General features: G+C 54.1%; 17 protein-coding genes. 15 read left to right on the forward strand and 2 right to left on the reverse strand.

Annotated elements, in window-relative coordinates:
• The first annotated feature begins 116 nt into the window (after positions 1-116).
• The 15 genes from E3E23_RS01815 to E3E23_RS01885 all read left to right on the forward strand — a co-directional run bounded on the left by E3E23_RS01815 (position 117) and on the right by E3E23_RS01885 (position 11,018).
• Complete coding sequence (locus tag E3E23_RS01815) at positions 117-623, forward strand: Na+/H+ antiporter subunit E (protein ID WP_167905945.1); 507 nt, start codon at positions 117-119, stop codon at positions 621-623.
• Positions 620-874: a monovalent cation/H+ antiporter complex subunit F gene (locus tag E3E23_RS01820; RefSeq protein ID WP_167905946.1), complete on the forward strand. Its 255-nt coding sequence runs from the start codon at positions 620-622 to the stop codon at positions 872-874. Before E3E23_RS01815 ends, E3E23_RS01820 begins: the two co-directional genes overlap by 4 nt.
• A complete protein-coding gene (gene mnhG, locus E3E23_RS01825) occupies positions 871-1,251 on the forward strand; it encodes a monovalent cation/H(+) antiporter subunit G (RefSeq protein ID WP_167905947.1) in 381 nt (126 codons plus the stop codon). Before E3E23_RS01820 ends, mnhG begins: the two co-directional genes overlap by 4 nt.
• Positions 1,248-1,532, forward strand: a complete 285-nt coding sequence (locus tag E3E23_RS01830; protein WP_068666621.1) for a DUF4040 domain-containing protein — start codon at positions 1,248-1,250, stop codon at positions 1,530-1,532. The genes mnhG and E3E23_RS01830 overlap by 4 nt, the downstream gene beginning before the upstream one ends.
• Positions 1,526-2,236 (forward strand): Na(+)/H(+) antiporter subunit B, encoded by a 711-nt coding sequence (locus tag E3E23_RS01835; RefSeq protein WP_167905948.1) that lies wholly within the window; start codon positions 1,526-1,528, stop codon positions 2,234-2,236. The genes E3E23_RS01830 and E3E23_RS01835 overlap by 7 nt, the downstream gene beginning before the upstream one ends.
• A complete protein-coding gene (locus E3E23_RS01840; protein ID WP_068666617.1) occupies positions 2,233-2,577 on the forward strand; it encodes an NADH-quinone oxidoreductase subunit K in 345 nt (114 codons plus the stop codon). The genes E3E23_RS01835 and E3E23_RS01840 overlap by 4 nt, the downstream gene beginning before the upstream one ends.
• Positions 2,574-4,061, forward strand: coding sequence for a proton-conducting transporter membrane subunit (locus tag E3E23_RS01845; protein ID WP_167905949.1), 1,488 nt, complete (start codon positions 2,574-2,576; stop codon positions 4,059-4,061). The genes E3E23_RS01840 and E3E23_RS01845 overlap by 4 nt, the downstream gene beginning before the upstream one ends.
• Positions 4,061-5,920, forward strand: a complete 1,860-nt coding sequence (locus tag E3E23_RS01850; RefSeq protein ID WP_167906566.1) for a proton-conducting transporter membrane subunit — start codon at positions 4,061-4,063, stop codon at positions 5,918-5,920. Before E3E23_RS01845 ends, E3E23_RS01850 begins: the two co-directional genes overlap by 1 nt.
• Before the next feature lie 3 nt (positions 5,921-5,923).
• The gene (locus E3E23_RS01855) at positions 5,924-6,853 is read left to right on the forward strand and encodes a respiratory chain complex I subunit 1 family protein (RefSeq protein WP_167905950.1); all 930 of its coding nucleotides are present in this window, start codon (positions 5,924-5,926) and stop codon (positions 6,851-6,853) included.
• A 10-nt stretch (positions 6,854-6,863) separates the two neighbouring features.
• A complete protein-coding gene (locus tag E3E23_RS01860; RefSeq protein ID WP_068666612.1) occupies positions 6,864-7,436 on the forward strand; it encodes an NADH-quinone oxidoreductase subunit B family protein in 573 nt (190 codons plus the stop codon).
• Between the two features lie 5 nt (positions 7,437-7,441).
• The gene (locus tag E3E23_RS01865; RefSeq protein ID WP_167900734.1) at positions 7,442-7,975 is read left to right on the forward strand and encodes an NADH-quinone oxidoreductase subunit C; all 534 of its coding nucleotides are present in this window, start codon (positions 7,442-7,444) and stop codon (positions 7,973-7,975) included.
• 10 nt (positions 7,976-7,985) lie between these two features.
• Positions 7,986-9,161 carry an NADH-quinone oxidoreductase subunit D gene (locus E3E23_RS01870; protein ID WP_167905952.1) on the forward strand — a complete coding sequence of 392 codons (1,176 nt, stop codon included), beginning with the start codon at positions 7,986-7,988 and terminating at the stop codon, positions 9,159-9,161.
• A gap of 5 nt (positions 9,162-9,166) precedes the next feature.
• On the forward strand, positions 9,167-9,814 hold the full coding sequence (gene nuoI, locus E3E23_RS01875) for an NADH-quinone oxidoreductase subunit NuoI (protein WP_167906568.1): 648 nt from the start codon (positions 9,167-9,169) through the stop codon (positions 9,812-9,814).
• 389 nt (positions 9,815-10,203) lie between these two features.
• A complete protein-coding gene (locus tag E3E23_RS10010) occupies positions 10,204-10,374 on the forward strand; it encodes a hypothetical protein (RefSeq protein ID WP_240920717.1) in 171 nt (56 codons plus the stop codon).
• Between the two features lie 59 nt (positions 10,375-10,433).
• Positions 10,434-11,018 carry a DUF996 domain-containing protein gene (locus tag E3E23_RS01885; RefSeq protein WP_206205596.1) on the forward strand — a complete coding sequence of 195 codons (585 nt, stop codon included), beginning with the start codon at positions 10,434-10,436 and terminating at the stop codon, positions 11,016-11,018.
• Between the two features lie 39 nt (positions 11,019-11,057).
• Here E3E23_RS01885 and E3E23_RS01890 read toward each other — a convergent pair whose 3' ends face one another.
• Together E3E23_RS01890 and E3E23_RS01895 are read right to left on the reverse strand one after the other, a co-directional pair.
• Entirely contained in the window at positions 11,058-12,359 is a 1,302-nt protein-coding gene (locus E3E23_RS01890; RefSeq protein WP_167905956.1) for a uracil-xanthine permease family protein, read from the reverse strand.
• A 79-nt stretch (positions 12,360-12,438) separates the two neighbouring features.
• The gene (locus tag E3E23_RS01895; protein ID WP_167905958.1) at positions 12,439-13,770 is read right to left on the reverse strand and encodes a leucine/methionine racemase; all 1,332 of its coding nucleotides are present in this window, start codon (positions 13,768-13,770) and stop codon (positions 12,439-12,441) included.
• Positions 13,771-13,796: the final 26 nt, after the last annotated feature.

Genomic DNA, 13,796 nt, shown 5'->3' on the forward strand with positions numbered 1-13,796 from the left:
AAGTTTTGAACCTTTGTTCTTCGCAGGTAAGGTTTATAAATCATTGTTTAAAACCAAAAATTAGCTTCACTTATCTCTGTTCGGAGCACGTCCATCAACCACTGGAGGGTTGCTGAATGGGAGAAGCAAGCAGGATAAGCCGCTATCTGTATACGGTTATCGTGCTGTTTGCAATATGGCTGTTTCTAACGGCCAGTCTAGATCCTCAGGAATTAGGATTCGGCCTTGTGCTGTCCCTGATAGTCGCGGCTTTTACCTACGAGATATTCACTACCAACGGACTGGCGAACCTGCACCCAAAGAGAATCGCCTACGCTATAGCCTACATACCCTACTTCCTCTGGGCCATGATCATGGCCAACCTCGACGTGGCCTACAGGGTTCTTCACCCGAAGAGGCCCATAAACCCAGGAATCGTTGAATGCAGAACCGTTCTCAAGAGCGACGTTGGAAAGCTCAGCCTCGCGAACTCGATAACCCTTACGCCGGGAACCATCACCCTCGACGTAAAGGGCGACAGGTACTTTATTCACTGGATAGACGTTAAGGACGACTCGATTGAAGGCGCTTCTAAGAACATAACCGAGCCCTTTGAAAAGTTCCTGAAGGTGATCTTCGGATGATAGGGATTAACGTATACCTCGCCCTTATAGCCATAGCAACGCTCCTGAGCATGTACAGGGTCTTCAGAGGACCCACAACCGTCGATAGGCTCGTTGCAGTGGACATCATGACTACCATAACCACCGGACTCATGGTGCTCTTCGCGCTCTACTACAAGAGGATGATATTCCTCGACGTTGCCCTCGTGTATGCGATCCTCGCCTTTGGAGGAGTCATAGCCTTCGCGCGCTACCTGGAGGGAGGAGTATGAGCGCCCTTACAATAATCGGTGAAGTTCTCGTCCTGTTGGGGACGTTCTTTTACTTCCTGTCAGCGTTGGGCCTAATCAGGATGCCAGACGTCTACAACAGGATGCAGACCTCAACCAAGAGCGCCACCCTTGGCTCCCTTGGTGTCCTCGTCGGAGTTGGAATATGGGCCCTTGGAACCGACTACGGGAGCATCGCATGGCTCACCAAGACGATAGTGATAGCGGTCTTCCTGCTGCTCACCAACCCGATAAGCGCCCACGCGCTCATAAGGGCAGCGTACAAGAGCGGAATCCCGCTGTGGGAGGGCAGCGTCGTTGATAAGTACAAAGAACACCTCGAAGCCGAGGCAAAGACGGAGGAGGGTGGTGAGGAATGAACCTCGCATATTACATCCCCCACTTAATAGTTGCAATCATGGTAGTCTCCGCAATCCTAGCAGTCGAGTGGAAGGACCTACTAGCTGCGGTCGTCGGAATGGCAGCGGTTAGTCTGTTCGCCTCGCTGCTGTTCTTCTTCCTGCAGGCGCCAGACGTTGCCATGACCGAGGCTGCCATAGGTGCAGCGCTGAGCGGTGCAATCTTCATATTCGCGATTAAGAGAACCCAGAGGTATGAGACCGAGGATGAAGAAAAGCCCGGGTGGTGGGTGAGATGGTAGTCAAGCGCGCCTTGGCAATAATTACCCTCCTCGTCATCGGTTACTGGCTGGCCGTTGGGCTGTCTCAGGTTCCCTTCGGCGAGGACAAGATGCTCATCGGCCAGTACTACCTCGACAACGTGAAGGATCAGACTGGAGCGGTCAATGCCGTCACCGCGGTAGTTGTCAACTACCGTGGCTTCGATACCCTCGGTGAAGTCACAGTCCTGTTCATAGCATCAACCGGTGTCGGTGCCCTGCTCTGGAAGAGAAAGAAGAAGAGAACCGCCAAGACAGAGGGAAGCATCGTCCTCACAACAGGTACGAGGCTGCTCTTCCCATTCGTGATGCTCTTCGGTGCCTACATCTTCATCCACGGACACCTCACTCCGGGCGGAGGATTCCCAGGCGGAGCAACGGTAGCTACTGCCTTCCTGCTGCTCTACCTGGCCTACATCGCCTACGAGATACCGCACAGGGGCTTTGAGGTTACAGAAGGACTGGCCGGCATGGGCTACGTTACCGTTGGTCTCATCGGCCTCGCGATAGGCGGCTACTTCCTCTTCGACTGGATATGGCAGACCTGGCAGTTTGGAACCGACAACATCGGCAGGCTCCTCAGCGGCGGCTTCATACCGATAATCTACACCATAATCGGCATCAAGGTCGGAACCGAACTCAGCGGAATCATTGACAACATGGTCAAAGAGGAGGTGAGCGAATGATAAGCGTCTACTACTTTGGAGCCATAGCGCTCATCCTCATAGGCCTCTACGCCATACTCATCAAGAGGAACCTGCTCAAAATCCTCGTTGGGCTAAGCATAATGGAAACCGGCGTCAACCTGCTCCTCATCAGCATTGGCTACGTGAGCGGTAAGAGCGCCCCCATACTGAGCGAAGGAATAGGTCCGAGCCAGGCAGTTGACCCGATTCCGCAGGCATTGGTTCTCACGGCGATAGTTATCGGAGTTGCCACCACTGCCATGGCCCTTAGCGTTGCCATCCTGATTTACGAGAAGTACGGAACCCTCAACGTTGAGGAGATAAGGAGGTTGAGAGGATGAACGGGCAGTACGCTTCCCTGCTCATAGCATTACCCCTCATCAGCGCGTTCTTCGTCCCCGTGTTTAAGGGGATTGGAAAGAACGCCGTCAGGTACTTCCTGATCCTAGTTACCGCCCTCCAGACTGGAATAGCGGCGTGGGTCTTCAAGGAGGTCTACACCACGGGCCAGCCCATAATAGTCATCGCCGGCGGCTGGAAGCCACCCGTGGGAATAAACCTCTACATCGGCCACTTTGCGGCACTCTTCGTGCTCATAATAGCGGTCGTCAGTCTCTTCATGGCAGTCTTCAGCATCAGCGCCGTTAAAACTGAGCCAATAGACAAATACGCCATGCTCTTCCTCCTGCTGATGCTCGGTGCCACTGGAATGATAGCGACCGGTGACATCTTCAACCTCTTCGTCTTCATGGAGATAACTGCAATAAGCGCCTACGCACTTACCGCCTACAACAAGACCGGCGAGGCGGCCGAGGCTTCAATGAAGTACATCATCCTCGGTGGAATCGGTTCAAGCTTCTTCCTCATCGGTGTCGCTTTAATCTACGGCTCCCTTGGAACCCTCAACATGGCTCAGATAGCCCAGCTCGCTGCGACTATGAACCCGACCGTTGCCCAGGTCGGCCTCGCGCTGATAATCTTCGGCTTGGCCGTTGAGGCAGAGATCTTCCCGCTCAACGCCTGGGCACCCGACGCTTATCAGGCAGCGCCCCATCCGATTACCGTCATGTTCTCAGCCTTCGTCGTCAAGGCTGCCCTCTACGCGATGGCGAGGCTGATCTATCTCATGAGCGACGTCGGAAGCTGGAACTCCGTGCTCAGGATGCTCATAATAATGGCCACCCTCACCGTCGTCGTTGCCGAGCTTGCCGCGCTCAGGCAGAAGAACGTCAAGAGAATGATAGCTTACTCGAGCATCGCTCAGGTCGGCTTAATAGCCCTTGCATTTGCCCTCGGAACTCAGGCCGGCGTTGATGCAGGAGTGTTTCACATGATCAACCACGCGGTAGTCAAGGCCCTCCTGTTCCTCGCCGTCGGCTACGTGGCGATAACTCTCGGCGGTGCAGAGGTGGAGAACTTCAAGGGGCTTGGAAAGAAGATGCCGCGGACGGCCTTCGCAATTTCAATCGGTGCCATAGCCACGGTCGGAATACCGCTCTTCAACGTCTTCTGGAGCAAGGTCAGAATAATCCTGGCCACTATAGACGTCGGCTACACCTGGGCAGCCGTGCTCGTTCTTTCAGCGAGCGTCGTGGAGGCAGTCTATTACTTCAGGCTGCTTCACACGATATGGTTCGAAGGAGAAGGAGAAAAGATCAACGAGAGCTTTGTCATTGGCCTCATGATGCTCTTCCTCGCGGCCCTTGTGGTGGTCATAGGCGTCTATCCAGACTACGTCTGGGAGCTCGCCAGGAAGGCTGGAGAGGACATCTTCAACGTGACCCAGTACGTTAAGAACGTTCCACTGATGGGGGTGGGAGCATGATTAACGAACTTTTCATAATCATTTTCGCGCCGCTCGTTGCGGGAGTCATCGCCTGGGCACTCGACATAAAGGGAATCAGAGAGCTGCTCGGCGTCGCTGGAGCGGCGGTTCCATTGGCCTACCTCATCAAGCTATACCCAACCATCGAGTCAGAGGGAATGGTAAACTACACCCTCAACTTCGCAGGGTTCAGCTTTGAGTTTATGCTTACCCACCTGAGCTGGGTATTCGCCATGATAGCTGGCGTCGTCGGACTGGCTGCGGTCCTCGGCATGGTCTCAACGGCTAAGAAGGGCTATGAGTGGCTCTTCGCCCTCATGAGCCTCACAGGAGTCTACGGGGTATTCATAGCCTACGACCTGCTGGGCTTCTTCATCTTCTGGGAAATAATGACCTTCGCCAGCTTCATGATGGTGCTGAGGTACAACAAGGCCGCATCCCTCAAGTACTTCGTGCTCAGCGTCATCGGTGCCTACGCTATGCTCATAGCGATAGGCATTATCTACACGAAGATAGGCTCCTTCAGCTTCATAGACATCTATCAGGCGTTCTCCCAGGACGTTGCGATGGCTGCTATAGGTTCAGGCACGCTCTTCAGCAGGGGCGAAATTGCGTTAATCTTCGGTCTCTTCCTGGTCGCCTTCGGCGTTAAGGCTGGGATGTTCCCGCTTCACGTCTGGGCGCCCGATGCTTACAGCGAGACCAACCAGAGCTACACCGCGATGTTCAGCGGCGTCCTTAGCAAGACGGGCGTTTACGGATTTATCCTCATCTACATGCTCATAGGCTACCGCCTGCTCTACGAATTCGGAACGATTAGAACTGTCCCCAAGTTCGGCTACATCATAGCATTCCTCGGCGGTCTAACCATTATCGTCGGCGGTATCCTCGCGGCGCTCCAGGAGGACATCAGAAAGCTCTTCGCCTACTCCAGTATAAGCCAGCTCGGCTACATCCTCGTGGGCATAGGCGTTGGGACGGCATTGAGCATTGAAGCCGCCATCTACCACGCCATCAGCCACGCCCTCTTCAAGGGACTGTTCTTCCTCATAGTGGCCACCATAATCTACCGCACCGGAAAGACGGAGTTCAAGGACATGGGCGGCCTGGCAGAGAAGATGCCAGTAACATTTGCGATGGCCTTCGTAGCGATACTCAGCCTCGCCGGAATTCCGCCGATGGTCGGCTTCGCCAGCAAGTGGCTAATCTTCGAGTCGGTCATAAGCCAGAACATGCCGATACTCGGTGCGATGGTGTTCTTTGGAAGCGCCGTAGGTTTCGTCTACCTCATCAGGTTCACCTACGCAGTCTGGTTCGGTCAGAGGCCAACCGACCTTGACGACACCAAGGACGCTCCATTGCCACTTGCCATAGGCATGGGCATACTTGCGGTGCTCAACGTCGTCTTCGGTGTCGCTCCAGGTCTTGTGGCCCAGGAGCTGAACAAGATATTCGGCAGAGAGGTCATCGGTGGAACTATATGGGAGCTGAACCTCGGCTTCGGTAAGTACAGCGGCCTCCTCCTCACCGTCTGGTTCGTGGTCGGCATGCTCATCGCGGCCATAGTCTACTTCATGGGTGCCAAGGTCAGAAAGGTTCCGATAACTGACACCTACCAGTCAGGAAACCCAGTAACGATGGAGTACAACCTCACCATCAGGAGGAACTTCTTCCTTCCGCTCAAGGAGGCCCTGTCCTTCTGGCTCAGGATGAGCTTCGACAGGTTCTACAAGGACGTTGGAAAGACCGTTGAGGACTTCGCCGAGACCATGAGGAACTACGTCTACAACGGAAACGTCCAGAACTACGCCTGGTATCTCGTCATAATCCTGCTAATCCTCGCGATGTGGGGGGTGTGAAAAATGATCGAGGTAGCGCTGAAGGCTTTATTCCTCCTAATTTATGCGACCTTCGTCGGGTTCATGTTCATGGGAATAATCAGGAAAGTGAGCGCAAGGATACACAGAAGGGTAGGACCGCCAATCTATCAGCCCATACTTGACACCATCAAGTTCTTCGGCAAGAAGGAGAACATTACCCACGGATTAATCTACGACTTCGGCATCATCTACGCCCTTGGAGCCACGATACTGGCTTTGTTCTTCATCCCGCTGGGAAGCGTCAGCATACTCAGGGCCTACGGTGACCTCATCCTCATCACCTTCCTCCTCGAGATACCAATGCTGGGAATAATGTTCGCTGCAATGAGCTCAGGAAACCCCTATGCAGGAATAGGTGCCCAGAGGGCCCTGCTTACTATGCTCGCCATTCAGGTGCCCCTCGGCTTCGCGATAATAGCACTCGCAGAGTTTTACGGAACCTTCAGCACCTACGAGATAGTCATGGCCCAGCAGATCAGCGGATGGAGTATAATACACCTGCCGCTCCTCTTAGCCGCCATAGCCTACGACATCGTCCTTCAGGCAATGTTCGGCAAGGAGCCCTTCGATATCATGATTGCACCAGGTGAAATCTCCCTCGGTCCGATGGTCGAGTTCGGCGGAAAGCACATGGGAATGCTCCAGATACAGCACGCCATAGGCCTCTTCGCAGAGACGCTGTTCTTCAGCAACATATTCCTTGGCGGAGCAGTTATTACTGCCTTTGCAAGCCCGATACTGAACACCATCGCCAGCCTTGCAATACTCCTCGTCAAGCAGATAGCGGTGCTCCTCATAGCGGTATTCGTCAGCACGATATTCCCGAGGTTCACGATTGACCAGGCGGCCAAGTTCTACTGGAAGTGGCCGACCATCATAGCCGCACTCGGAGCGATACTTGCAAGCCTGTGAGGTGATGAAAATGGTGGACTGGAGACTCTTTGAACCTCTCTTTAATTATGCGAGAAAGAAGAGCCTTTGGATTGTGTCGTTCTGTACCGGATGTGGCGGTATAGAGATGCCGCCCCTCATGACGTCAAGGTATGACCTAGAGCGATTCGGTATGATGCCGGACCCGAGCCCAAGGCAGTACGACCTCTTCCTCATCACGGGCTACGTTACGCCGAAGACCCTCAAGAGAATCATAATCACCTACGAGATGGCGCCTGATCCAAAGTACGTCCTGGCCCACGGCTCCTGCCCGCTCAACGGTGGAATCTACTGGGACGCCTACAACGCCATCAAGCACCTCGACAAGTACATCCCGGTCGATGTCGTCATAGCCGGATGTATGCCGAGGCCAGAGGCAGTCATGGATGGAATCCAGAAGATAATGGAGATGATTGAGAACGGAACAGCAGACGGATGGAAGAGGTACAAGGAGAACTATGAGTGGTACAAGAAGAACCAGGACGAGCTCTTCGGCGAAGGATGGCGTGAGAGAGAAGCCAGGAGGTGGATCCCATGGCTGATGGACAAGAAAAAGGAGGAGTGAACGAGATGGGGGAAGTCAAGTGGGAGAGAGAGCAGATGCTCGTTGACAAAATCCTTGAAAAAGCCCCCTACGCCGAGGGCAAGGTGCGGCGCGAACGGAGGATTGAGTTCAGCATTCCGGCAGACAGGATAAGGGACTTCCTCATGTTGCTCAAGGAGAACGACTTCGAGCTCATGCTCCAGATAACGACCGTCGACTGGCCCAACGACGGCGAGCTTGAGCTCATCTATCAGATGTGGAGCGTGACCCACAGAACCCACGCCATGGTCAGAACACGGATTCCGAGGGATCTCGATAAGGCAAGGATGCCGACCGTCAAGGACATCTACCCTGTGGCTGAGACCTACGAGAGGGACGCCCACGACTTCTTTGGAGTCTACTTCGAGGGCAACGAGAAGATGGAGATGCCGTGGATCCTCGACGACACCGAGCAGGGGCTCTTCCCGCACAGAAAGGACTTCGACATGCTGACCTACGTGAAGAAGAAGTACAAGCTGCTCGACAGGTTCGATGAGGATAAGGACAACTACGTGATTTGAGGTGAGAGTTATGGTTTCGCAGAATGAGCTCATTCGGGAAGCGAGAGAAAACGGGATGGACCTGCTCCCACTCGATAAGGACACTTACGAGTTGTTCTTCGGCCCACAGCACATGGCCACTGAGAACTTCAGCATAATCCTCAAGATGGACGGCCACAGGGTTGTGAAGGCCATAGCCAATCCCGGCTTCCTCCACAGGGGCTTTGAGAAGCTTGCCGAGTACAGGCCGTGGCACACGAACATAGCGCTCCTCCTTAGAATCTGTGTTCCAGAGCCAGACGTCCCCGAGGCAATATACTCAATGGCCGTTGATGAGATAATCGGCTGGGAGGTTCCAGAGAGGGCCCAGTGGATTAGAACAACCGTCCTCGAAATGGCGAGGGTTTCCGCATATCTGTTCTGGATAATGGGTCTCAGCTTCAAGCTCGGTGTCTACACTGCCGGCCAGTGGGCTGCTGCCTACAGGGAGAGGCTGATGGCCCTCTTCGAGCAGCTGACCGGTGCCAGGGTCTACCACATATACACCATCCCCGGCGGTGTCAGGAGGGACATTCCGGGCGACAAGTGGCTCCGCCAGCTCAAGGACACCGTCGAGTACATCAGGAGCAAGTTACCAGACTTCGACAACCTTGTCTTCGAGAACTATGTCGCCCACAGGAGGCTTGAGGGAATTGGAGTGATGGACAAGAAGTTCGCCCTCGCCGAAGGCGTCACTGGGCCAAACCTCAGAGCCACCGGCGTTCCCTACGACGTGAGGAGGGCCGACCCATACCTGCTCTACCCAGAGCTCGACTTCGAGGTTCCCGTCCTGAAGGAGGGCGATGCCCTCGCGAGGGCTTTGATAAGGCGCTTCGAGCTTGAGCAGGATCTCTACATCCTCGACCAGCTCCTCGAGATAGGGCCGCCGAGCGGACCGTACAAGGTTGAAGACCCCAGGCTCAAGAACCTCCCGAGGTTCAAGGTTCCGGCCGGAGATGCGTTCGCCCACGTGGAATCAACGAAGGGCGACTTTGGTGCCTACGTCGTCAGCGATGGAAAGCACAAGCCGTACAGAGTGCAGATAAGGGGTCCAAGTATAGCCCATGGAGTCAGGGTTCTCGAGCAGCTCTTGGTTGGAGCAAGAATAGCCGACGTCCCCGTGATATTGATGAGCCTTGACAACTGTCCACCAGACATCGACAGGTGATGAAGATGGAGGTTGATTTTAAGGTCGCCCCAGAGGAGAAAATCAGGAAGAAGCCATCATTCATCAAGCCCTGGATGGGCCTCAAGTACCTCTTCAAGAAGCCCGTTACCATCAAGATACCCTACGAGAGGGTACAGATAGCTAAGGACTACAGGGGATTCCACACCCTCGACTGGAAGAAGTGTGTCGGCTGTAACTTCTGCGGCCAGATATGTCCGGCGAGGGCAATAGAGATGACCTGGATAGAAGTGGATGGCAAGATGGAGAAGAGGCCACATCCAAAGATAGACTACGGCAGGTGTACCTTCTGTGAGTTCTGTGTCGACGTCTGTCCAACTGGAGCGCTGGGCTTCATCGAGAACTACATCCTCACCACCGAGTGGAAGGACGAGGAGCTGGAGCTCTTTGACTGGGTTCCAATCCATCCAGACAAGTTCAGGGAGATAAACGAGAAGTTCCCCGACTACAGGTTCCCGGTGGAGAAGATAAAGTTCAACAAGGAAACGAAAGAGGTCACCTACTACCTGAGAGACGGAGAGGTCATGAAATTCAAGATACTCGGCTACGGCATCAGGCCGCCGAAGCCACCAACAAAGCCCGCTCAGAAGGCAGCCACAAAACCAGCTGAAAAGACCGAGGAAAAGAAGGAGTGAGAGCCTTTCCCTTTTTCCTTCCCAATCGTGAACTTTTTTAGATCCTTAGGTGCTATTCTTTACGGTGGATTCTCATGGGGATAGATGTCCGGAGTGAAAAGAACCTGGCCTGATAGGCTCGGTCATAGGAATTGTCGCGGGTCTCACGGGAGTGATACCCTACATCGGTTACTTCACGAGCGGGGTTTCGCTGATACATTTCATCCTGATACTAGTGGCACTCAAGGGCATATGGAACAAAGTCTGTGACGAGAGGCCGTTCAAATATTACCTGTACAAGATGACAGCCTTTGCCCGGGGAGAGTTTCCCGGACTCGAGATCGGAATATTATTATTAGGAATTCTTGGTCTCATAGCGGTTCTTATAGTCTCCGTCTATTTCCAGAAATGTGGAGGAGTTCAGGAGTACTGCAAAGTGGCTCTGGTGGGGCGCTTTACCGGCTGTAATCCTCATTGGCCGGATACTCCTGCTGGTGGCGGGGATATACCAGATACTCGCCTTCGCCAACATGCCCGAGGAACTCGAAGAGAAGCCCAAAGTGGACAGTTCCATCTACTGAGGCTTTTTCCTTTTTCTCATTCTTTTGGGTAGGGTTTTAAGCTTGACGTTGATTTTCTAATGGTGGTTTCGGTGGTCGTTGTTAACGTCAGAAGCGAAAAAAACCTCGGAATGTGGGGCGCCATTCTGAACCTCCTCGGCGGCTTCATACCGTATATCGGGGGCATAATAGCACTCGTCGGCTTCCTCATGGTGCTGTTTTCTCTTAAGGGAATAAGCGACGCAACGGGAGATGAGAGACCATTCAAGAAATACTTCTACGGAGTACTCTTCGCGATAGGAGGCATCATCGTCATTGCAGTTCTGCTCCTCAGTATGCTGGCGGTATTCCCGAGCGGCCGCGAACTTAGCAAGTCAGCAGGAATTGGAATTGCAGTCCTCTTCTTCGTCCTGCTGATTTCCCTCATCATCGGCTCGGCCTACTTCCAGAAGCAGGCATGGGAAGCAATGTACGAGATAACCAAGACCCAGGAGTTCAGAGACGCTGCCAACTGGGTATGGTGGGGAGCTTTAACCTCCATAGTCCTCATTGGCTTCATTCTGCTCCTGATCGCCCAGATATACATAATCATCGGCTTCAGCAAGATGCCCGAAGAAATAGGTGAGGAACCTGCACCGAGCGCCGAAGAGGTCATCACGTGGTGAGGGTCTCCTTCCCCAATTTTTTGAAAAAATAATAGAGGCTCAGAGGAGCCTGTCGAGGATTATTGCCGTCAACGCTCCAACGGCCATACCTGACTCAAGTATGCTGGCTATAACCTTCGGGAAGTGCGCCAGGAACTCAGCCGGGAGCTGGGGTGCACCGAGGCCCGCTATAAGTGCGGCTGCCAGTATGAGGGTGTTCCTGTCGTTGAGCTCCACTTTTTCTGTTATCAACCTAAGTCCAGTGACGCTTATCATGCCGTAGAGCGCCAGTGTGAGGCCGCCGAGCACTGGAGCGGGCATGGAGGCCAGGACTCCTGCGAACTTGGGAATCAGCGAGAGGAGTATCAGTATAGCTGCCCCCACCTGCACAACGTGCCTGCTCGCCACTTTGGTGAGCGCCACAAGTCCGATATTCTCCGAGTAGCTTGTTGTTCCGCAGGCACCCAAAAGGCCGGCTATCGAGCAGGCTAGCCCTTCGCTGCCTATACCGCGAGCTATGTGCTTCTCCGTTATCTCCGAGCCGGTAACGGTCGCTATGGCATGATAGTCGCCGACGCTCTCGATTATGCTCACCATGAAGGCGAAGAGCAGGATGACGATCGCCGTCGTGTCAAAGATAGGCTCACCCCAGGGAAGAATCTTGGGCAGACTGAACGCCGGAAGGCTCTTCACAAGGTCGAAGTTGGCTAAGCCGAGCGGGATGCTGACGGCGTAGCCAACGAGCGCACCTATCACCACTGGCATGGCCCTGAGGCTTCCCTTCGCCTTCAGCGCGACGAACACCGTGGTGAGGAAGGTAACCCCCGCAACGATGACGGAGCTCACGATGGTGCTCCCGCTTGGGTCGGCGTAGAAGTTGAAGAAGTTCTTGACGGCAACGTCCGCCAGGCTGAAGCCTATGAGCATTATTGTAACTCCAGTAACTAGGGGTGTGAAGAGCTTCCTGACCTTGCCGATGATTCCGAGCCACCCCACCAACGCCTCCACGAGGCCTCCGATGATGAGTGCGCCCTCCACTGCGGCCATTCCTAAGCTTGAGCCTATTGCTATCATACCTGGTATGAAGGCGAAGCTTGAACCCTGCACTATCGGGTAGCGCGAGCCTATCGTCGTCTGCAGGAGCGTCGCTATGCCCATCGCCAGTAGAACGGCCTGAATCATGAGGGCAATCTCAGAACCGCTCAGCCCGATGGCACCACCGACCACCAGGGGCACTGTGACAGTCGCTCCAAACATCGCCAGAACATGCTGAAGGCCAAAAACCAAAGCCTTCAAAGGCTCAACCCTGTCATCGATTCCAAACTTCAAAGCGCCTTTCTTTTCAAACTCCGCAGCCTCCATTGAAGCCCGCTCGAGCTGTGTCAGAATTTGTTTAAAAAGTTTTCGGAAAAGCGCAAGATTAACAAAAATTTGTCAAAGTTTACCAGCCCTGCACCTTGGATAGCACGTCGTCGGAGACCTTACCGTTCTCAACATCGGCTATGGCCTGTTCCAGCCTGTTAAGACCCTCCTCCAAAAGCTCCTCCTCTATCGTTAGCGGCGGCTGGATCCTCAGCACATTGCCCTGGAGGAACGCGAGGATGAGTCCGAGCTCGTAGGCACGCCAGACGACCTTCTTCGCCTCATCGTAGGCCCTCTCCTTTGTCTCCCTGTCTTTCACGAGATCAACCCCAAGCATCAGACCGAGACCGCGGACATCTCCGATTAGCTCGTGCTCTTCCTTCATCTTCTCGAGCCGCCTTTTGGTGTACTCACCAAGCTTTTCCGCCCTCTTGAGGAGTTCTTTTTCCTCTATCTCCTCGATGACTGCCAAAGCAGCCCTGCTCGTCACAGGATTGCCGCTCAGCGTGAAAGTGTGGCCGAGCGGTGGCAGGGAGTCCATTATCTCGGCCCTACCTATTATCGCGCTTATGGGCAGTCCGCCACCGAGGGGCTTAGCGAGGGTTATTATATCCGGCGTAACGCCGAAATGCTCTATCGCGAACCACTTTCCAGTCCTACCCAGTCCGCTCTGCACTTCATCCACCACGAGGAGAATGCCGTGCTCATCGAGGATGCGCTTGATTCTCTTAAAGTAGTCCTTTGGCGGAACAATCATGCCAGCATCCCCTTGTATCGGCTCAGCGAAGAGGGCAGCCGTCCCCTCTGCGTAAACCTCTCCCTCAAACTTCTCCTTCAGATACTCAACGCACTCCATGTGGCAGGTCTTAGGCTCTTTACCGAAGGGACAGCGGTAGCAGTTTGGGTAAGGAATGTAGTGAACTTCACTTAGCTCTCCGACGATGGAGCGGACCTCGAATTCCAAACCGGTGACGCTCATCGCCCCATACGTTGCCCCATAATAGCTCCTTAGGTAGCTGAGGAGGTGACGTCTCCCCGTGTAGGCCCTCGCGAACTTTATCGCCCCATCGTTGGCATCGCTTCCGCTGAGACCGAAGGAGACTTTAGGATTCTCTATGGGAGAAATCTCGGCGAGCTTTTCTGCCAAGAGCAGGGGCTCGACTGGAAAGCCGTAGATGAAGGTGAAGTGAATCAGCCTATCGGCCTGCTCTTTAACGGCATTGACGACGCGCGGGTTGTTGTGGCCGACGTTCTGGACGGCAGCATTGCTCAGGAAGTCTATGTACTCCCTCCCCTCGATGTCCCACACTTTGGCGTTTTCAGCCCTCACTCCGACTATAGGAGCGTAGGTAACGCGCGCTGCCTTGGGAAATACCCTTGAATACCTCATGATTATTTCATCCCTCTCCATAATCTCACCTCCAATGCTATACGCGT

The sequence above is a fragment of the Thermococcus sp. CX2 genome (assembly GCF_012027555.1).
Taxonomy (GTDB): Archaea; Methanobacteriota_B; Thermococci; order Thermococcales; family Thermococcaceae; genus Thermococcus.